Here is a 17,946-nt window from a genome sequence, read left to right on the forward strand (position 1 = left end):
CCTGATGAAATCGGGCGCGGTGTGCATCGCCTATGAAACCGTCACCAGCCCGCACGGCGGCCTGCCGCTGCTCAAACCGATGAGCCAGGTCGCGGGCCGCATGTCGATCCAGGCCGGCGCGACCGCGCTCGAAAAGGCGCACGGCGGCCGCGGCGTGCTTTTGGGCGGCGTTCCGGGCGTCGCGCCGGGCAAGATTTGCATCATCGGCGGCGGCGTCGTCGGCTTCAACGCGGCGCAGATGGCGGCGGGGCTCGGCGCCGACGTGACCATCCTCGACCGTGATCCCGAAGTGCTCGAACGCGTCGGCACCTTTTTCGAGGCGCGCGCGAAGACGCGCTTCTCGAACCGCGCAAACCTTGCCGAATGCGTCGCCGAGGCCGACCTCGTCATCGGCGCGGTGCTGATCCCCGGTGCCGAGGCGCCCAAGCTTGTCACGCGCGAGATGCTCGGCACGATGCGCCCCGGCTCGGTGCTCGTCGACGTCGCGATCGATCAGGGTGGCTGTTTCGAGACAAGCCACGCGACCACCCATGCTGACCCGACCTATGTCGTCGACGGCATCGTCCATTATGCGGTTGCGAACATGCCCGGCGCGGTCGCGCGCACCAGCACCTATGCGCTCAACAACGTCACTCTCCCGCACGCGCTCCGCATTGCCGATCTTGGCTGGAAAGAAGCTTTGAAACGCGACGTGCATCTTGCGCAGGGTTTGAACGTTTGGAATGGTAAGGTGACGTTCGAAGCCGTAGCCGAAGCGATCGGAACCGATTATGTGCCTGTCGAACAGGCGCTCGCCTGACAAAAGGACAGTGAGACGATGACCGACCAAGTGCCACCTCCCCCGCCGCACGACGACGATAGGCAAGAAAATGAAGTGCTGCGCGCCGCGCGCGAGCGCCAGCAGCAGCGCGAAGCCGCCGAAGCGGCGCAGGCCGCCGATGAGGAAGCGGCCAAGGGCAAACGCGGTTGGAAGACCGCGGCGGCCGCGGGCCTCGGCATCGGCTCGGCCGCGGTGATCGCGGCCTTGCTCTACGCGAACCGCGGCAAGATCAAGTGAGGCGTTCGCGCGCGCCGAAGCTGCGCTGACAAGAAAAGGATCATCCGGATTTGATCCGGCATATGGAAGGGCGGCTGCATGCCGCCCTTTTTGTTGGGGAATGCAGGGCGCAGACAGAAAAAGGAAGGTGGACGAAAGAGCAGCCACCATCGATACGCTCCTTGAATTATGTATAGAGAAATGTTTTAGATCAAAGCCATGGTATCTGGACGGATATTTCTTCCGGCAGGTAATAATGGGCGTTCGACGGGGGTTGTTCATGCATTTAGTTCGTTCCGGCCGGCTGACGGCGATGGTATCGCTGGCGGCGCTGAGCCTCATGCTCGCTGGCTGCGGCGGCGGGGGTGGCGGTGGCGTGAGCAGTACGCCCCCGCCTCCGACGCCCACGCCCACGCCCACGCCCACTCCAACGCCGACACCTACACCTACACCTGGCAACTCGTCGCTCGTCGATCTGACAGTCAGCGAAACTTTCGTTGCAGACGGGGCAACCGGTGCCGCGACCTATCCCGGCAACGGGACGAGCGCGGATCCGCGAGGTCGCACGGCATTGAGCATCCGCTATGACGCGGCGTCGCAAAGCTATACGATCGAAGCTGCTTATGCGTCGCAAAGCTTTCGGCCGCAGGATCGGGACGCGACTACCAGCAATGCGAATGTCACCCGTTATTCGCGGACGAGCGGCACCGTTACCGACACGCTGCTCCTGACGAAGGCCGGCGACAGCGGCGCCTTTAACTATCGCTATGTCGGGGCTGGAATCCAGCGGCGGCGCGATACTGCCGCGGGCGGCGACCTCAATCGCTTCAACGCATTCACCTATGGCATAAGGACGGCGGACGCGGCTGTTCCGACATCGGGCACCGGCTCCTTTGCCGTTGGCATTACCGGTCTACAGGTAGGGACCGAGCGCGTCTCCGGCTATGACGGCACCGGGTTGCTGACGGTGGATTTTGCGAATCGCACTTTCACGGGATCCGGCATCGTGACGGTCCGATATCCGGCAGCGGCCGATGGTTATTATGTACCCAATTTCGACCGCTTCACGATGACCGGAGTATCGGGTTCGGGGCACAATGTCTTTTCGGGAAGCATCGAACTCGGAACGGTCCTGCCCTATGTTGCGGCCCTCGACGGCCGTTTCTATGGCCCCGGAGCCGAAGAGATCGGCGCGGCCTTTGCCGGTTCGAACGCGGCCAACCAGAGTTTTGTCGGAGCCATCATCGGCCGCCGGGGAAATGTCGCGCTTGGATATGAAACGCTGGCTTCGCTGCTGACACCGGTCAGCCTGCAGCAACTGGGCAGCCGCATACGCTATACCGATAATGGCGGCGGTGCGAGCTTCCGTGGGGTTGCCCTCGCCGGCCAGGCCGGGCAGAGCGAACTTCTGATCAACCCATCGCCGCTCACCTATTCCAACAATATTCTCAATCTCGGGCCCAATAACAAGGTTCCGGGCGAATCCGACGCCCGGTTCACGACTTACCGGCCCTCGCCGTTGGATACCTATCGCATCTACAACGTCGGAAGTGGGAACGACCAGCTTGTGCTGAGCTACGCGAGCTTCGGTCAAAGGCATGTTGACCTTGGCACCGGTGAACGGATCGACGAGGCATTTATCTTTGGCCTGCAAAGCAGCCATCATTTTCTGCCGCGCTCGGGGCATGGCCTGTATCAAGCTGTCCTCCATGGCAGCGCCGTGGGTGCGGGGAATAATGCCGATCGCTTCGCGCTGACGGGGACCGCCGGCTTCGATTTCGATTTTGGCGCCGGCAATTTTACCGGGACGCTGAATCCCACCGCGACCAATTTGCGAACGAATGTCGCCTCGTCACTCGGCACCTTCAACTTCGCCAACGGCGTCGTGCCCGGCTTCAACGGCATGTCGACCGCCTTCTTTGGCGACATCGTCGGGACGCCCGGTGCGACGGGGCGGATCGACGGCCGTTTCTATGGCCCGAACGCGCAGGAGATCGGCGCCGTAATTTCGCTGACGACACCTGGTGCGGGTACGACCCTGACCGCGGTCGGCGCGGTGGTCGGAAGGGGGCAGTAGCGCCGAACGGGCGATCGATGCGGGGCCACCGACGCCCGCCGGACCCGAACAGCAGCGGGCACCAAATTCTTGCAAGCTGCGTCCCCTAAGCAATTGCATATCGCGGCGGGAGGGCTTAACCGGCACCGCATCGACCGTTTAGAGTCAAGACAGGGCTGATATGGCTGGCAACGAACCGAGTGCGCGTCCGCGCTCCCCGCATCTGCAGGTATATAAATGGACCCCCGCGATGGCGGTCTCGATCCTTCATCGCGCGAGCGGTGACGGTCTCGCGATTGTTGGCGCATGCATGTTCCTTTGGTGGCTTGGCGCGCTCGCGGCCGGTCCCGACGCCTATGCCGCATTCCTCGCCTGCGTCTGGCACGATCCCAGCCCCGAGGTCGGCATCGTCCACCAGATCACCAATATCGTCGGCAAGGTCGTACTTGTCGGCCTGACCTGGGCCTTTTTCCAGCATCTCTTCTCGGGCCTGCGCCACTTCGTGCTCGATACGGGCGCCGGTTACGAACTGAAGACCAACAAGCTGTGGTCGATCGCCGTGATGACCGCGGGCGTGGTCGCGACCGCCGCGACCTGGCTCTATATCATGGCGGGGGCACTCTGATGGGCAATGGCACGCATCTGGGCAAGGTCCGCGGGCTCGGCTCGTCGGGGCATGGCTCGCAGCATTGGCTGCAACAGCGGCTGACCGCGCTCGCCAACATCCTCCTCGTCGGCTTTCTGTTCGTTTCGCTGATTCGTCTGCCGCTTGGCGATCATGCCGCGGTGCTCCGCTGGGCATCGAACCCCGCCGTCGCGCTCGCGCTGATCCTGATGCTGGTCAGCGTCTTCTGGCACCTGCGGCTTGGCCTGACGGTGCTGATCGAGGACTATGTCCATGGCGAGGCGACGCGCCTGCTGTCGCTCGTCCTTCTCAACTTCTACACGATCGGCGGCGCCGCTTACGGCATTTTCGCCATTGTCCGTATCGTGCTTGCGCCCGCCGCCGGGCTCGCTCCTGGGGGCATGTAAGATGACCGACGCCTACAAGATCATCGACCATATCTATGACACCGTCGTCGTCGGCGCCGGCGGCTCGGGCCTCCGCGCCACGATGGGCAGCGCCGAAGCGGGTCTGAAGACCGCCTGCATCACCAAGGTGTTCCCGACGCGCAGCCACACCGTCGCGGCGCAGGGCGGCATCGCCGCCAGCCTCGGCAACAATTCGCCCGACCATTGGCAGTGGCATATGTACGACACCGTCAAGGGCTCCGACTGGCTCGGCGATCAGGACGCGATCGAATATATGGTGCGTGAGGCGCCGAACGCGGTCTACGAGCTCGAACACGCCGGCGTGCCCTTCAGCCGCAACGCCGACGGCACCATCTACCAGCGCCCCTTTGGCGGTCATATGCAGAATATGGGCGAGGGTCCGCCGGTCCAGCGCACCGCCGCCGCGGCCGACCGCACCGGCCACGCGATGCTGCACGCGCTCTATCAGCAGTCGCTCAAATATGACGCCGACTTCTTCGTCGAATATTTCGCGCTCGACCTGATCATGGAAAACGGTGTGTGCCGCGGCGTCATCGCGCTGTGCATGGACGACGGCAGCATCCACCGCTTCCGTTCGCAGGCCGTCGTGCTCGCGACCGGCGGCTACGGTCGCTGCTATTTCACCGCCACGTCAGCCCACACCTGCACCGGCGACGGCGGCGGCATGGTGCTGCGCGCGGGCCTGCCTTTGCAGGACATGGAATTCGTCCAGTTCCACCCGACCGGCATCTACGGCGCCGGCGTCCTCATCACCGAGGGTGCGCGCGGCGAGGGCGGATACCTCACCAATAGCGAAGGCGAGCGTTTCATGGAGCGCTATGCTCCGTCGGCGAAGGATCTGGCGTCGCGCGACGTCGTGTCGCGGTCGATGGCGCTCGAAATCCGCGAAGGCCGCGGCGTCGGCCCGCACAAGGATCATATCTACCTGCACCTCGATCATATCGATCCCGCGGTGCTCGCCGAGCGCCTGCCGGGGATCACCGAGAGCGGCAAGATTTTCGCGGGCGTCGATTTGACGCGCCAGCCGCTGCCCGTCGTGCCGACGGTCCATTACAATATGGGCGGCATTCCCTGTAACTATCACGGCGAAGTCGTGACGCTCGGCAAGGATGGCCCCGATACGGTCGTCCCCGGCCTGTTCGCGGTCGGCGAAGCGGCGTGCGTGTCGGTCCATGGCGCGAACCGCCTCGGCTCGAACAGCCTGATCGACCTCGTCGTCTTCGGCCGCGCGACCGGCCATCGTCTCAAGGAAATCCTGAAGCCCGGCGCCGCACAGGCCGCGCTGCCCAAGGACAGCGCCGACCTCGCACTCAGCCGCCTCGATCATTTCCGCAACGCCAATGGCGGATCGCCGACGGCGGAAATCCGCACCGAGATGCAGCGCGCGATGTCGGCCCACGCCGCGGTGTTCCGCACCGACGAACTGATGGCCGAGGGTAAGGAAAAGCTGACCAAGACCTATCAGCGAATGAACGACGTCCATGTCACCGACCGCAGCCTGATCTGGAACACCGACCTCATCGAAACGCTCGAGCTCGACAACCTGATCGCGCAGGCGACGGTGACGATGCATTCGGCGTTCAACCGCAAGGAAAGCCGCGGCGCCCACGCGCATGAGGATTTCCCGAATCGCGACGATGCCAAATGGATGAAGCACACGATCGGCTGGTTCGACGGCTGGGGCGGCAAGGGCGGCGGTGTCCGCCTCGATTACCGCCCGGTCCACGAATATACGCTGTCCGACGACGTCGAATATATCAAGCCGAAGGCGCGCGTTTACTGATGACTTATGTCGATTTGACGAAAGCAGGCGGCGCCACTTTTCAAGAAGTTAGGCATCTTTTGGGGAGCAAAGACGATTCTCAGCACCGACAGTTGCGCGTGACGTCAGCGGGCGTAGCGTATTTGTCGGACGAAGTGGGTGCAGAGAATATTTCTGATCTTTGCTTTCGTTTCGAGACTTGGGTCGCCGGTAATGGCTATTGTGGCTCGAAGGCAGCCGCTGACGACAAATACGTCGCTTCAGTGCAAACCGATTTGAATGATAATTGGCCAACTCCAAAAGCTAGCTATATAGATTGGTAGCATGAAGGGGTGGGTTTAGCTTTACGGTTTTCCGCTTAGCGGAAGCTCGATCCCATCACACACATTCTCGATTTCAGCGCGCCACATCAAAATCGAGTTTCGGGGAAGTTCTGCTAATTCCCCCGCTAATCCTTCAATTGCCGGATGACATCCCGCCGCTCATGCAGCACGCGGATCACATCGACCCGCTCCTCGTCGATCAGATAGAATATGAAATGGTGCCCGCTCCGCGCTCGTCTCAGCCCCGGAAAGAGCTCCGCCTCTTCCGCGCGGCGTAATCCATCCACTGCAAGACGCTCGATAGCTTTGCGGAGATCGCCGACATAGTGGCGAGCTTGCTCGATGCCCCATTGCGCGATGGTGTAATCCGCGATGACTTCGATATCGATTTCCGCTTCGGGGCGGATGAGGATGCTACGCATCGTCTGCTGGGCCGAACTTCCGCTCCATGAAGGCGTCCCATTCGAACGGACGCGCAGGTCCGCTATCGATACCCTTTTGAATTTCGCGTCGCAGCGCCTCGACGCGATCGTCATAGGCAATATAACGCCGCATCGCCTCACGCACGACTTCGCTCGTCGTCGCGAACTCGCCCGATTCGACCTTGCGGCGGGCAAATTCGATAAAGGGTTCGCCCAAAGCGACCGAGGTGTTCTTTGCTGCCATGGGGCGATGTTACCAAATTTTGGTATCGCGGTCCAGTATGACCCGGGTCGTCGTTATTCGCCGAAGATACTGCGCACGGGGTTGATGTCGGAAAAGGGCACATCGACGTCGTTGCCCATGATCCACAATTTCTGGCACGCGATGGCAAAGAACATCACCGCGATCGTCCAGACGATGAAGGTCTTGCGGGCGATCCAGCGGCGCTCGGCCTCTTCGGCCTTGGCGCGGGCCTTATAGTCGATGCCCAGCTCGCCTTCGAATTCGGCGACCAGCTGTGCGCGGCGGGTGCGCGAAATATTCGCGATACTCGCGTCCCCCTCGTCGCTCGTCGATCGGCGTTTTGCCATTGATCCACCTTGCCCGGCTAGTCCTGCTCGCGATCATAGCGCCTAGCTCCTGCCAATTGGTTAACCCGGCGCTATCGGCTCATCGCAATCCCGATCAATTTGATGCGCGCGGTCGCCCCGCGAAGCAGCGTCAGATCACGCCGCGGGCGGCCGAGCGCCGCGGCGAGCACGCGCAGCACCGAGTCGTTCGCGGCGCCGTCGGCGGGCGGCGAAGTGACGCGGACATGCACGGTTTCGCCCTCGACCCGGATCTCGTCGCGCCGCGCGCCGGGCGTTACGCGTACTTCGATCCGTCCCGATGCGGCGAGTGCGCGCAGCGCTTCGGTCAGCGCCGGGTCGGGCCGAACTTTCAGACGGTGACGACCAGCTTGCCGACCGCCGTCCGGTCGCCGAGCTTGGCGATCGCCTTGCCGCCGTCGGCGAGGGCAAAGCTCTCGGTCACCCGCGGCTTGATCTTGCCCTGTTCCCACAATTGGAACAGCCGCGCGATATTGGCGCGGTTGCGTAGCGGTTCGCGGGCCACAAACGCGCCCCAGAACACGCCCGCGACGTCGCAGCTCTTGAGCAAAGTCAGGTTGAGCGGCAGGCGCGGAATGCCGGCGGGGAAGCCGACGACGAGGTAGCGCCCCTCCCATGCGATCGAACGCAGCGCGGGCTCGGCATAATCGCCGCCGACCGCGTCATAGATGACATTGGCGCCATTCGGGCCGACCGCCGCCTTGAATTTTTCGGCGAGCGCCTTCGACGCATCCTTGTCGAACGGCTGGCGGCCATAGACGACCACCTCGTCGGCGCCCGCCTGACGCGCGATTTCGGCCTTTTCCTCGCTCGACACGCCGGCAACGACGCGCGCGCCGAACGCCTTGCCCAGCTCGACCGCCGCGATGCCGACGCCGCCCGATGCGCCGAGCACCAGCAAGGTGTCGCCTTCCTCGATATGCCCGCGATCGACCAATGCATGGATGCTGGTGCCATAGGTCATCAGCAGCGACGCGCCCGCGGCGAAATCATGCGCTTCGGGCAGGTGATAGACATTGTGGACACCGACCGCGACGGCTTCGGACATGCCGCCGTTGCCGCAACCCGCGATCACGCGGTCGCCGACCTTGAACTCGGTCACGCCCTCGCCGACTTCGGCGACCAGTCCCGCGACTTCGCCGCCGGGGGCGAAGGGGCGTTCGGGGCGGAACTGATATTTGTCCTCGATGATCAGCACGTCGGGAAAGTTGACCGCGCAGGCCTTCACATCGATCACGATCTGGCCCTTGCCCGCGGTGGGGCGCGGCAGTTCGCCCAAGGTGAGCGTTTCGGGGCCGCCGGTTGCGGTCGACAAGAGAGCCTTCATCATCTTCTCCTCTTATGGTGTTCGTTTGATCCTATGCGGCAGGACGCATCCACGGCCGATCGGCGTCGAGCTGCTTTTCATAGGCGCCGATCGCCGCGTCGCTCTTTTCGGTCAGCGAAATCTCGTCGAGCCCTTCGAGCAGGCACATCTTGCGAAACGGATCGATCTCGAAGGTGAAGCGGTCCTGAAACTGCGTCGTCACCGTCTGATGCTCGAGGTCGACGAAGACCGGGTCGGTTGTCGCGACCTCCATCAACCGGTCGATCGCCGCTTGGGGAAGCACGACGGGCAAGATGCCGTTCTTCACCGCATTGCCCGAGAATATGTCCGAATAGCTGGGCGCGATCACGACGCGGATGCCAAGGTCGCCGAGCGCCCAGGCGGCATGCTCGCGGCTCGACCCGCAACCGAAATTGTCGCCCGCGATCAGGATCGGCGCGCCTTTATACTCGGCGCTGTCGAACAGATTGCCGGGATCGGCGCGCAGGCTTTCGAACGCCCCGCGTCCCATGCCCTCACGCGTCGTCGTCTTCAGCCAGTGCGCGGGGATGATCACGTCGGTGTCGACATTCTTGAGCCCCAACGGAATCGCGCGGCCTTCGACCTTGTCGAGCGGGGTCATGCTTGGGCCTCGCTGGAGAACACGGCAGTTTCGATGAACATTAGTAGTTATACCTCGTCGAAGGGATATCGACTTGAACCGGCGCAAATTCCTTCAGTTTGAACTCTTTGTCGCAAACAGCGCAATGAACCGTCTCGCCGCCCCGTCCGCTACGAATTGTATGGAGTATCGATTTTTCTCCGCGACCAAAGCAGGTCGCGCAAAGCCGATGAAAAATTTCGCTGCTCGCTTCGTCCGGCTTCAAATCATACGTGAACGCGCCTTTTTCCGAACGGGTAAGCACATACCTCTTTTTCTCTAACTCCCAAGCGCCGCGGAGTTGATTTTCTCGCTGCAACTCTTCGAGTTCGGATCGGAGTTGAAAGAGCCGTTGCTTGTCCTCCAAGGCAGCATTCTGCGCCTCCAGCAAAGCTCGCTGTATATCTATTATCGCTTGGTTGATGTCAGCCTCTGACTTCAACGAGCTGACACCTCTTGCGATGTCCATTGCGGCCTTGATGCTGCTTATTGCCGCGCCGGCTTCAGCTATCATGCCATCAGCTCCCGTACATCGGTGAGCTTGCCCGTCACCGCCGCCGCGGCCGCCATCGCCGGGCTGACGAGATGGGTGCGCGCGCCGGGACCCTGCCGCCCAACGAAATTGCGGTTGCTCGTCGAGGCGCAGCGTTCGCCCGCGGGCACCTTGTCGGGGTTCATCGCGAGGCACGCCGAACAGCCGGGCTCGCGCCATTCGAGCCCCGCGTCGGTGAAGATGCGATCGAGCCCCTCGGCCTCGGCTTGGCGCTTCACCAGCCCCGAACCGGGGACGACGATCGCCCATTTGACATTGTCGGCCTTGTGGCGGCCCTTGATCACCGCCGCGGCGGCGCGCAAATCCTCGATGCGGCTGTTGGTGCAGCTGCCGATGAAGATGTTCTCGACCGGCACATCCTGCATCCGCGTGCCGGGTTCGAGGCCCATGTAAGCGAGCGACTTCGCGGCTGCGGCCTGCTTCGACGGGTCGGCAAAGCTCGCCGGATCGGGGACGATGCCCGTGATCGGCACCACATCCTCGGGGCTGGTGCCCCAGGTGACGCTCGGCGCGATGTCGGCGGCGTCGATGATCACCGTCTTGTCATAGGTCGCGCCCGGATCGGTCGCGAGGCTTTTCCAATAGGCAACCGCGGCGTCCCAGTCGGCGCCCTTCGGCGCATAAGGGCGGCCCTTGATGTACGCAAAGGTCGTCTCGTCGGGCGCGATCAGCCCGGCGCGCGCGCCGCCCTCGATCGCCATGTTGCTGACGGTCAGGCGGCCTTCGACCGACAATGCGCGGATCGCGCTGCCCGTATATTCGATGACATGACCGGTGCCGCCCGCCGCGCCGATGACGCCGGTGATGTGGAGGATGATGTCCTTCGCCGACACGCCCGGGCCGACCTCGCCCTCGACGCGCACTTCCATCGTCTTCGACGGCTGGAGCAGCAGGGTCTGCGTCGCGAGCACATGCTCGACCTCGCTCGTCCCGATGCCAAAGGCGAGCGCGCCGATGCCGCCGTGGCACGCGGTATGGCTGTCGCCGCAGACGATCGTCGTGCCGGGCAGCGAAAAGCCCTGCTCGGGCCCGACGACATGGACGATGCCCTGTTCGGGCGCGACCGCGTCGATATAGCGGATGCCATATTCGGGCGCATTCTTCTCAAGCGCCGCCAATTGCGCCGCACTTTCGGCGTCGGCGATCGGCAGCTTGTTGCCCGCCGCATCAAGCCGCGCGGTCGTCGGCACATTATGGTCGGGCACCGCGAGCGTCAGGTCGGGACGGCGCACCGTGCGGTCGCTCGCGCGAAGCCCGGCAAAGGCCTGCGGGCTGGTGACTTCATGGACGAGATGCCGGTCGATGAAGATCAGGCAAGTGGCATCGGGGCGCTGTTCGACGACATGCGCGTCCCAGATTTTCTCATAAAGGGTGCGGGGCCGGGTCATGCGGTTCACTTAAGCCTGCGCGACAACAATGCAAGCGAGTGGCGATCAAAAACGCAATTTTCGGTCGCGGAACCCTTGCCCATACTTTCGTCACCCCGGACTTGATCCGGGGTTCCACTACCTCATGCGCAAGGAAAAAGCGGGATGCCGGATCAAGTCCGGCATGACGAAGGAGGGATCGTGCATCAGGTTCGCAATCGGCCTATACTGCCCCCATGTCGACGCTCGCCATCATCGCGCTCATTCTCGCCACGGTCGCGGCGATGGAGGGTGTCGCCTGGGCGAGCCACAAATATATCATGCACGGCTTCGGCTGGGCGTGGCACCGCGACCATCATGAGCCGCACGACAAGATGCTCGAAAAGAACGACCTGTTCGGCCTCGTCGGCGCCGCGCTCAGCATTTCGATGTTCGTGATCGGCAGCCCGATGATCATGGGCGCGGGGGCGTGGGAGCCCGGAACGTGGATCGGGCTCGGCGTCCTCTTCTACGGCATCATCTACACGCTGGTACACGACGGGCTCGTCCACCAGCGCACTTTCCGCTGGGTGCCGCGTCGCGGCTATGCGAAGCGGCTGGTACAGGCGCACAAGCTCCACCATGCGACGATCGGCAAAGAAGGCGGGGTCAGCTTCGGCTTCGTCTTCGCGCGCGATCCGGCGAAGCTGAAGGCCGAACTCAAAACGCAGCGCGAGACGGGGATCGCGGTGGTGCGTGAGGCGCTCGCCGATTAGGCCGTCCGATAGTCCGCCGTAATCGCTCCCGCCGCCATCAATTCCGCCTCGTGGCCCTCCTCGCGCCAGCTTTCGGCAAGCGCCTGGCGTTCCCAATCCAGCATGGCGGGATGCGCGAGCATATGATCCACCCAAGCCTGTCCGCTGCCCGCATCAAGACCATAGGTGCGGATGCGAAAGGCGACCGGCGCAAAGAAGGCATCGACCGCGGTAAAGCGATCGCCCGCGAGGAACGGGCCGCCGAACCGCGACAGACCCTCGGCGAACAATTCACGGATACGCGCGACGTCGAGCCGGAGCGCGCCCGACGGCGGTTTCGGCGTCACGCGAACCCCGACATTCATCGTGCAATCGTTCCGCAGCGCCGAAAAGCCGCTGTGCATTTCCGCCGCCGCGCATTGCGCCCAGGCGCGCGCGTCGGGGTCGGCCGGCCACACCCCCTCATGCCGGTCGGCGAGGTAGAGCGTGATGCCGAGCGAATCGTAAACCGTCCGCCCTTCGTCGAGCAGCGCGGGCACCTGTCCGGTCGGCGAAAAGCTGCGAAACTCGTCATAGTTGATCGGGTTCGTGAAGGGTTCGATCTGATCCTCGAACGCGATGCCCAGCGCGCGCATCAGCACCCACGGGCGCAGCGACCAGCTCGAATAATTGCGGTTGGCGGTGATCAGCACATACATGCTTCGCGCTCCTGTGCGATGATGGGGGAGGTGTAATCGGGGTCGTGCGCGAAGGGCAGCGGCGTGCCGTCGCGCAGCGCCGTGAGCACGCCGCCAAAATCGCTCTGTGCGCGCCACCCGAAGCGGCGCTCGGCGCGCGACGGGTCGTAGACGCGGTCGATGATTTCGGGAAGCACCCAGCCTTGCGCGGCATAAAGTTCGGCGGCGTCGGGATGATGCCGCGCGATCACCGCGCGCGCGTCGCGGGCCAGCTCCCCGGCCTCTTCGCGCGCGAAGGGCGGCGGGGCCGAAAGTATGAAGGTGTCGCAGCCGATCGAGGGAGCGGCCTCAAGCGCCGCGAGATGCGCCGCGGCCGCATCCTCGACCGTCAGGCGGCGATTGAGCAACTCGTTGGCCTTGAGGTTCTCGCCGCCCGGGGCTTCGTGCGTGTCGTCATCCTCGGGGAAAAACCGCCCGGTGCGCAGGATCGCCACGGCGATGCCATGCTCGCGGTGGACCAGCTTCACCGCCTGCTCGGCCGCAAGCTTGGTGATCCCATAGATGTTGCGCGGCTCGATCGGGCCGAAATCCTCGTCCATCCACCAAGCGCCCGCTTCGCCGGCGCCCTCGCGCACATCGGCGCGCACCATCAGCGACGTCGTCGAGGTGAAAAGGAACCGGTCGTTCCCCGCCGCGACCGCCGCCTCGACCAGGTTGAGTGTGCCGCTGACATTGACGTCGATAAAGGCCTGGCGCGGATAACGCACGATATCGGGCTTGTGCAGCGCACCGCCATGGATCACCGCCTCGATCCCATGCTCGCCCATCGTCCGGTCGATCAGCGCGCGGTCGGCGACGGTGCCGATCACCTGCGTGTGCGTACCGGGCACGACGTCGAGCCCGGTAACGTCATGGCCGTTCCGGGTCAACAAGGGAGCCAGATAGCGCCCCAGCCAACCCGATGAGCCGGTCAGCAGCACGCGCATCGATGAATCTCCTCTCGATCTTGTCCGCGCGCCTCATACACAGGCAGCGAACGGGGGGAAAGGCGGTTACCCTTTCGGCTGTGCGGAAACCGTGCCCGGCGCCGCAGCGCCGCCCGCCGGCGGCGGCAGCTCGCTGAGGTCGAGCCAGCCCGCGTCGTCGCGCTTGTGATAGCTGTCGATCACCGTGAACGGGATGCGGAAGGGAAATCCCCAGTCGCTGTTCCACAGCGCCACAACGCCCGTCCGCGTCGCCGGTTCGAAAATCAGCGTCGCGCGATACCCCTCGACCGCGCCCGAATGGCCCTCGAGCCTGCTCCCGCCATAGGTGAAGCTCCGCCAGCCGAGGCCATAGGCCGTATCGCCCGTCGCAGCCCGCAAGGCGCCGCCATAGAGCCGCCCGGTACCGACGCGCGGGCGATGGGCAAGCTGCAACACCGGCGCGGGCAGCACATCGGGGCGGCTGCCCATCATCGCCTGCATCCATGTCGCGAAATCGACGATGTCGCTTTCGACCCCCGCGGCGGCGGGAACGCGCCAATAGGCTTCCTTGATCGGGCGGACCTCTGCGCCGCGATGCGGTTTTGCCCAATCCTTCGCCCCCGTCAGCCGCGCCGTCCCATATCCCGCGCTGACCATGCCGAGCGGACGGAAAAACCGGTCCTCGACCGCATCGCCGAACGGCGCGTTCGCGGCCCGCGCCAAGATCTCGCTCGCGGCGTCGAAGGCGATATTCTGATAGGTGTGGCAGGTGCCGGGTTCGCATTGCAGCGGTGCGGCGGCAAGGCTCGTGCGCAGCGCCGCCGGGTCCTGCCCTTCCTCCAATTTCTCGTCATAGGCGTTTTTGGTGAGGCCCGAGCGCTGCGCCAGCAGCTGGTCCAGCGTAACCCGCGCCTCGGCGCCGCCGGGCAGGCGGAGCGACGTGCCAAGGTCGGCGACCGGACGGCCCAGATCGACGGCGCCGTCATTGGCCAGCGCGGCCGCGAAAGCGCCCGTGGCGGTTTTGGAAACCGAGGCCCAGCGGAACAGCGTATGCGGCGTGACCCGCGCCCCGGTCGACTTGTCGGTGAAGCCATAGGTACGGACGAAGCGCAATTCGCCGTCTTCGACCACTGCCACCGCCAGCCCCGCCATCTCGGGCCGCCGCGACAGGTCGGCGAGTTGCCGGTCGAGCGCGGGGTAGTCGATCCGGCCGCGCCATTCGGCGGGCGTGTCGGGCAGGTTTTCAGGCGCGTTGATCGGGATCGCAACGCTGACAAGCGGATGCTTCCCGCCCAGCGCGTGAATGCCAAACCAGCCCACAAGTCCCAGCGCGATGATCGCGATGAGATAGGTGAAAACCCGCTTCCTGAACTTGTTTTTAGACCGCGACCTCATAATCGGCCGTCGTCTTAGCCGCGACTTCCCCGGCCGTCACCCCTCAGGGTGCAAGATAGCGCCAGGCCTTGAATGTCCCCGCGGCGTAAACCGCGCCATAGACAAGGACGATCAGCGAAGACCAGATCGCGAAACTGTCGCTATGCTGCGGCCGCCACAGGTGGAGGGGCACAAAAATCAGCCCGCGGAGCAGATATATAGCGGTGATGACGATCAGCCCGGTTCGCAGCAGCGGCAGGCGCGGGAGCGAGCTGGCTCCCGAAAAGGCATAGGCGGCCCAGATCAGCAGGACCGCACCGATCGCGAGCGTGATCAGCGTCGGACGCAAATCGCCGCGCGCCGCCGCCCGCGCCATGCCTTCGCCCGCGCCGAAAAAACGATACCAGTCGGGGCCGCCGAAAATGCAGGCGATATGAAGCAGCGCGGCCAGAACCGAGAGCCACCCGCCGATAATCAGCCAGCTGGAGCCGGGGTTGGCCGCGACATCATGCAATATAATGCGCCGTCGTTTTCGCGGCGACGTCCTCGGCCGTCACCCCCGGCGCAAGCTCGATCAGCTTGAACGGGCTGTCATGATCGTCGCGCTTGAACACCGCGAGGTCGGTGATGATCATGTCGACGACATTCTTGCCGGTCAGCGGCAACGTGCATTCGGGGATGAACTTCGGGCTGCCGTCCTTGGCGTTATGTTCCATCACGACGATGATCTTCTTCACCCCGGCGACGAGATCCATCGCGCCGCCCATGCCCTTGATCATCTTGCCCGGAATCATCCAGTTGGCGATGTCGCCATTTTCGGCGATCTCCATCGCGCCCAATACGGTCAGGTCGATATGCCCGCCGCGGATCATCGCGAAGCTGTCGCTGCTGGAGAAATAGGCCGTCTGCGGCAGTTCGCTGATCGTCTGCTTGCCCGCGTTGATCAAGTCGGGATCCTCATCGCCTTCGAAAGGAAAGGGGCCGATGCCGAGCATGCCATTTTCCGACTGGAGCGTCACCGTCATCCCCGCGGGGATATGGTTCGCAACCAGCGTCGGGATGCCGATGCCGAGATTGACGTAATAGCCGTCCTGCAGTTCCTTCGCGGCGCGCGCCGCCATGTCATCACGCGTCCAGCTCATTGGCTTGGCTCCCATTTTTTGTCGGAGGGGAAGGCATCGTCCCAGCCCAGTTTTTCCCACGGGCCATAGACGGGATTGGGAAAAAGGAACCAGCCCTTGTCCCAAAGTGCGGCGGCGCCAACGCTCGTCGCAAGCGCCATGCGCTGCGCGGCGGGCAAATCCTTGACGTTGAACTGCTGACTGAAATCGCCAAGCTGGTCGCCGCCGAGGATGATCACGCAATATTTCGAAGCGATCGTCGCACGGCGCCCATCCTTGCTCGACCCGCCGGCATCGTCGCCCATCAGGAACAACGTCTCGCCATGCTTGAACTCGCCCAGCCCGGCGGCGCGCAGCGTATCCTCGCTGCCCTTGGCATTGGCGGCGCTGCGGTTGGTGTTCGCGATCACGGTGATCCCTGCGGCGCGCAGCCTGTTCACCATCTCGACGCTGCCGGGTATCGCGACGGCCTTGCCCGCGCCGGTCTTTTCCCACTGGTCCCAGACCTTCGGGTCGAACGCGGTGCCTTTCTCGGCGAAGTAGCGCATCGGGCCAAGGTTCCAGATCAAAGTCTCGTCGGCATCGAACACCGCAGCGAAGGGCTTGTCGCCGCACGGCTCGAAGTGCGGTGCGTCGATAACCGCGCCCGCAGCGAGCACGATACTGTCCTTCGGCCGTTCCTTGATTCGCCATACACCATAGTTGGCGATCCGCGCGTTGGTAGCGCGGACGGCGACCGCCGCTTCGGGCGAGCCATAGAGATATTGCAGCGCGACCGGGGGCTTGGCAGCTTCGGCTGGCACAGCGGCGGGCGGCGGAGACGGGGCCGTCGCCACTTCTGCCGGCGCGCTCGCACAGCCCGCGAGCCCGCAAGCTGCGATTGTCCAGACCCAGTGGCTGCGCTCGCGTATGGTCATTGGCTACCTCCACTGATCTGCGGGCGAATTTTGGGGTCGATCATTGCTTCGGCGCAGGCCAGCCCGAGATAGCCCGCGTTGTCGAGGTCGTAATCGCCCGTAATGCCCAGAGCGCCCGCGACATCGGTCTTCGGCTTGATCCGGTTCGCGGCGGGGTCATTGTTGGTCGGGAGAGCGCCGGAAAGTTCGAAAAAGCGCTTGGGCAGCTCGACGCGGATCGTGGCAAATTCGGATGCCATCGATCGCTCGGCCTCGCGGCGCAGGCGAAAACTCGCGCTCATCAGCGGCGAGGCGTTGAAGGAAAGGAAGCGGGTGGTCTTCAACATATTTTCGTCGACCGTTTTACGGATCGCCGCCGCATAGCCAGTCTTGAGCTGAGGGAAGTGAGCGTCGAGCACGTCCTTTCGCGCCTGCTTGACCAGCTTGCACCCATTCAGAAAACCGATCCGCCGGATTTCGGCGCGAACCTTTGGGTCCTCGTACAATGCGTGGCTGACGGGCTGAGCGAAACGCGCCTGTCCCTCCGCGAGATAGTCGACACGTTGCTCGACGGTCCATGCTGCCGGATCGGGCAATGCAATCGTCGGGGCGGCCGACATCAAGGCGAAGGCCGCGATCACGCCGCCTCGCGCGAACGCACGGTGCGGAACTCGATCTTCTTGTCGTACGGCGCGCCGACGATCATTCGCTTCACATAGATGCCGGGCAGGTGGATGCCGTCGGGGTCGAGGCTGCCGACGGGGACGATTTCCTCGACCTCGGCGACGCAGATCTTGGCCGCGGTCGCCATCGGCTGGTTGAAGTTGCGCGCGGTCTTGCGGAAGATCAGATTGCCGCTCTCGTCGGCCTTCCACCCCTTGATGATCGCCAGGTCGGCGAAGATGCCGCGTTCGAGGATATAATCCTGCCCGTCGAAATTCTTCACTTCCTTGCCCTCGGCGACGAGCGTGCCGACGCCGGTCTTGGTGTAGAAGCCCGGAATGCCCGCACCACCGGCGCGGCAGCGTTCG

24 protein-coding genes are annotated in these 17,946 nt (G+C 64.0%); 8 read left to right on the forward strand and 16 right to left on the reverse strand.

From position 1 onward, the window contains the following. The 7 genes from VJ811_RS12680 to VJ811_RS12710 form a co-directional block, all read left to right on the forward strand. Nucleotides 1–799: alanine dehydrogenase (locus VJ811_RS12680; protein WP_324072858.1), on the forward strand; the 799-nt coding region annotated here is incomplete at its 5' end. 18 nt (nt 800–817) lie between these two features. Continuing rightward, on the forward strand, nt 818–1,057 hold the full coding sequence (locus VJ811_RS12685; protein WP_324072860.1) for a hypothetical protein: 240 nt from the start codon (nt 818–820) through the stop codon (nt 1,055–1,057). A 100-nt stretch (nt 1,058–1,157) separates the two neighbouring features. After that, the gene (locus VJ811_RS12690; protein WP_324072863.1) at nt 1,158–3,113 is read left to right on the forward strand and encodes a hypothetical protein; all 1,956 of its coding nucleotides are present in this window, start codon (nt 1,158–1,160) and stop codon (nt 3,111–3,113) included. Between the two features lie 160 nt (nt 3,114–3,273). Beyond that, entirely contained in the window at nt 3,274–3,717 is a 444-nt protein-coding gene (sdhC, locus tag VJ811_RS12695; RefSeq protein WP_324072865.1) for a succinate dehydrogenase, cytochrome b556 subunit, read from the forward strand. Continuing rightward, a complete protein-coding gene (sdhD, locus tag VJ811_RS12700) occupies nt 3,717–4,124 on the forward strand; it encodes a succinate dehydrogenase, hydrophobic membrane anchor protein (protein ID WP_324072867.1) in 408 nt (135 codons plus the stop codon). Before sdhC ends, sdhD begins: the two co-directional genes overlap by 1 nt. A gap of 1 nt (nt 4,125) precedes the next feature. Further along, a complete protein-coding gene (sdhA, locus tag VJ811_RS12705; RefSeq protein ID WP_324072868.1) occupies nt 4,126–5,928 on the forward strand; it encodes a succinate dehydrogenase flavoprotein subunit in 1,803 nt (600 codons plus the stop codon). Beyond that, nucleotides 5,928–6,230, forward strand: coding sequence for a hypothetical protein (locus VJ811_RS12710; protein ID WP_324072870.1), 303 nt, complete (start codon nt 5,928–5,930; stop codon nt 6,228–6,230). Before sdhA ends, VJ811_RS12710 begins: the two co-directional genes overlap by 1 nt. 125 nt (nt 6,231–6,355) lie before the next feature. On the opposite strand, the gene VJ811_RS12715 is transcribed toward VJ811_RS12710, so the two are convergent. The 8 genes from VJ811_RS12715 to leuC form a co-directional block, all read right to left on the reverse strand. Further along, entirely contained in the window at nt 6,356–6,652 is a 297-nt protein-coding gene (locus VJ811_RS12715) for a type II toxin-antitoxin system RelE/ParE family toxin (RefSeq protein ID WP_324072872.1), read from the reverse strand. Then, complete coding sequence (locus VJ811_RS12720) at nt 6,645–6,896, reverse strand: type II toxin-antitoxin system ParD family antitoxin (RefSeq protein ID WP_324072875.1); 252 nt, start codon at nt 6,894–6,896, stop codon at nt 6,645–6,647. The genes VJ811_RS12715 and VJ811_RS12720 overlap by 8 nt, the downstream gene beginning before the upstream one ends. A 53-nt stretch (nt 6,897–6,949) precedes the next feature. Continuing rightward, nucleotides 6,950–7,243: a hypothetical protein gene (locus VJ811_RS12725; protein WP_324072876.1), complete on the reverse strand. Its 294-nt coding sequence runs from the start codon at nt 7,241–7,243 to the stop codon at nt 6,950–6,952. A 71-nt stretch (nt 7,244–7,314) separates the two neighbouring features. Further along, complete coding sequence (locus VJ811_RS12730; protein ID WP_324072902.1) at nt 7,315–7,596, reverse strand: DUF167 domain-containing protein; 282 nt, start codon at nt 7,594–7,596, stop codon at nt 7,315–7,317. Beyond that, on the reverse strand, nt 7,593–8,588 hold the full coding sequence (locus tag VJ811_RS12735) for an NADPH:quinone oxidoreductase family protein (RefSeq protein ID WP_324072878.1): 996 nt from the start codon (nt 8,586–8,588) through the stop codon (nt 7,593–7,595). Before VJ811_RS12735 ends, VJ811_RS12730 begins: the two co-directional genes overlap by 4 nt. Before the next feature lie 31 nt (nt 8,589–8,619). Next, nucleotides 8,620–9,210: a 3-isopropylmalate dehydratase small subunit gene (gene leuD / locus VJ811_RS12740; protein WP_324072879.1), complete on the reverse strand. Its 591-nt coding sequence runs from the start codon at nt 9,208–9,210 to the stop codon at nt 8,620–8,622. 40 nt (nt 9,211–9,250) lie between these two features. Further along, on the reverse strand, nt 9,251–9,742 hold the full coding sequence (locus VJ811_RS12745) for a hypothetical protein (RefSeq protein ID WP_324072880.1): 492 nt from the start codon (nt 9,740–9,742) through the stop codon (nt 9,251–9,253). Further along, nucleotides 9,739–11,169 carry a 3-isopropylmalate dehydratase large subunit gene (gene leuC / locus VJ811_RS12750; RefSeq protein WP_324072882.1) on the reverse strand — a complete coding sequence of 477 codons (1,431 nt, stop codon included), beginning with the start codon at nt 11,167–11,169 and terminating at the stop codon, nt 9,739–9,741. The genes VJ811_RS12745 and leuC overlap by 4 nt, the downstream gene beginning before the upstream one ends. A gap of 215 nt (nt 11,170–11,384) precedes the next feature. Here leuC and VJ811_RS12755 point away from each other — a divergent pair, with 215 nt between their 5' ends. Beyond that, nucleotides 11,385–11,903 (forward strand): sterol desaturase family protein, encoded by a 519-nt coding sequence (locus VJ811_RS12755; RefSeq protein ID WP_324072885.1) that lies wholly within the window; start codon nt 11,385–11,387, stop codon nt 11,901–11,903. On the opposite strand, the gene VJ811_RS12760 is transcribed toward VJ811_RS12755, so the two are convergent. The 8 genes from VJ811_RS12760 to VJ811_RS12795 form a co-directional block, all read right to left on the reverse strand. Continuing rightward, a complete protein-coding gene (locus VJ811_RS12760; protein ID WP_324072887.1) occupies nt 11,900–12,580 on the reverse strand; it encodes a glutathione S-transferase family protein in 681 nt (226 codons plus the stop codon). The two genes, VJ811_RS12755 and VJ811_RS12760, sit on opposite strands and share 4 nt — an antisense overlap. Then, nucleotides 12,568–13,545, reverse strand: coding sequence for an NAD(P)-dependent oxidoreductase (locus VJ811_RS12765; protein ID WP_324072889.1), 978 nt, complete (start codon nt 13,543–13,545; stop codon nt 12,568–12,570). The genes VJ811_RS12760 and VJ811_RS12765 overlap by 13 nt, the downstream gene beginning before the upstream one ends. A gap of 66 nt (nt 13,546–13,611) precedes the next feature. Further along, entirely contained in the window at nt 13,612–14,919 is a 1,308-nt protein-coding gene (locus tag VJ811_RS12770; RefSeq protein ID WP_324072891.1) for a serine hydrolase domain-containing protein, read from the reverse strand. Between the two features lie 43 nt (nt 14,920–14,962). Beyond that, nucleotides 14,963–15,412: a hypothetical protein gene (locus tag VJ811_RS12775; RefSeq protein WP_324072892.1), complete on the reverse strand. Its 450-nt coding sequence runs from the start codon at nt 15,410–15,412 to the stop codon at nt 14,963–14,965. Next, entirely contained in the window at nt 15,405–16,040 is a 636-nt protein-coding gene (locus VJ811_RS12780) for a CoA transferase subunit B (protein WP_324072894.1), read from the reverse strand. Before VJ811_RS12780 ends, VJ811_RS12775 begins: the two co-directional genes overlap by 8 nt. Next, nucleotides 16,037–16,936, reverse strand: coding sequence for an HAD family acid phosphatase (locus tag VJ811_RS12785; RefSeq protein WP_324072896.1), 900 nt, complete (start codon nt 16,934–16,936; stop codon nt 16,037–16,039). Before VJ811_RS12785 ends, VJ811_RS12780 begins: the two co-directional genes overlap by 4 nt. Further along, nucleotides 16,933–17,535 carry a hypothetical protein gene (locus tag VJ811_RS12790; RefSeq protein WP_324072898.1) on the reverse strand — a complete coding sequence of 201 codons (603 nt, stop codon included), beginning with the start codon at nt 17,533–17,535 and terminating at the stop codon, nt 16,933–16,935. The genes VJ811_RS12785 and VJ811_RS12790 overlap by 4 nt, the downstream gene beginning before the upstream one ends. A 17-nt stretch (nt 17,536–17,552) precedes the next feature. Then, nucleotides 17,553–17,946 (reverse strand): 3-oxoacid CoA-transferase subunit A (locus VJ811_RS12795; RefSeq protein ID WP_324072900.1); only part of this gene is annotated, 394 nt, incomplete at its 5' end.

This window comes from Sphingopyxis sp. (genome assembly GCF_035250425.1).
Lineage (GTDB): Bacteria > Pseudomonadota > Alphaproteobacteria > Sphingomonadales > Sphingomonadaceae > Sphingopyxis.

Coding starts and splice junctions, on each gene's coding strand:
- VJ811_RS12710 (WP_324072870.1), top strand. CDS start 5,928: ATGACTTATGTCGATTTGACGAAAGCAGGCGGCGCCACTTTTCAAGAA.
- VJ811_RS12780 (WP_324072894.1), bottom strand. CDS start 16,040: ATGAGCTGGACGCGTGATGACATGGCGGCGCGCGCCGCGAAGGAACTG.
- sdhD (WP_324072867.1), top strand. CDS start 3,717: ATGGGCAATGGCACGCATCTGGGCAAGGTCCGCGGGCTCGGCTCGTCG.
- VJ811_RS12745 (WP_324072880.1), bottom strand. CDS start 9,742: ATGATAGCTGAAGCCGGCGCGGCAATAAGCAGCATCAAGGCCGCAATG.
- VJ811_RS12735 (WP_324072878.1), bottom strand. CDS start 8,588: ATGAAGGCTCTCTTGTCGACCGCAACCGGCGGCCCCGAAACGCTCACC.
- VJ811_RS12760 (WP_324072887.1), bottom strand. CDS start 12,580: ATGTATGTGCTGATCACCGCCAACCGCAATTATTCGAGCTGGTCGCTG.
- VJ811_RS12725 (WP_324072876.1), bottom strand. CDS start 7,243: ATGGCAAAACGCCGATCGACGAGCGACGAGGGGGACGCGAGTATCGCG.
- VJ811_RS12715 (WP_324072872.1), bottom strand. CDS start 6,652: ATGCGTAGCATCCTCATCCGCCCCGAAGCGGAAATCGATATCGAAGTC.
- leuC (WP_324072882.1), bottom strand. CDS start 11,169: ATGACCCGGCCCCGCACCCTTTATGAGAAAATCTGGGACGCGCATGTC.
- sdhA (WP_324072868.1), top strand. CDS start 4,126: ATGACCGACGCCTACAAGATCATCGACCATATCTATGACACCGTCGTC.
- leuD (WP_324072879.1), bottom strand. CDS start 9,210: ATGACCCCGCTCGACAAGGTCGAAGGCCGCGCGATTCCGTTGGGGCTC.
- VJ811_RS12765 (WP_324072889.1), bottom strand. CDS start 13,545: ATGCGCGTGCTGCTGACCGGCTCATCGGGTTGGCTGGGGCGCTATCTG.
- VJ811_RS12755 (WP_324072885.1), top strand. CDS start 11,385: ATGTCGACGCTCGCCATCATCGCGCTCATTCTCGCCACGGTCGCGGCG.
- VJ811_RS12690 (WP_324072863.1), top strand. CDS start 1,158: ATGCAGGGCGCAGACAGAAAAAGGAAGGTGGACGAAAGAGCAGCCACC.
- VJ811_RS12720 (WP_324072875.1), bottom strand. CDS start 6,896: ATGGCAGCAAAGAACACCTCGGTCGCTTTGGGCGAACCCTTTATCGAA.
- sdhC (WP_324072865.1), top strand. CDS start 3,274: ATGGCTGGCAACGAACCGAGTGCGCGTCCGCGCTCCCCGCATCTGCAG.
- VJ811_RS12785 (WP_324072896.1), bottom strand. CDS start 16,936: ATGACCATACGCGAGCGCAGCCACTGGGTCTGGACAATCGCAGCTTGC.
- VJ811_RS12685 (WP_324072860.1), top strand. CDS start 818: ATGACCGACCAAGTGCCACCTCCCCCGCCGCACGACGACGATAGGCAA.
- VJ811_RS12770 (WP_324072891.1), bottom strand. CDS start 14,919: ATGAGGTCGCGGTCTAAAAACAAGTTCAGGAAGCGGGTTTTCACCTAT.
- VJ811_RS12790 (WP_324072898.1), bottom strand. CDS start 17,535: ATGTCGGCCGCCCCGACGATTGCATTGCCCGATCCGGCAGCATGGACC.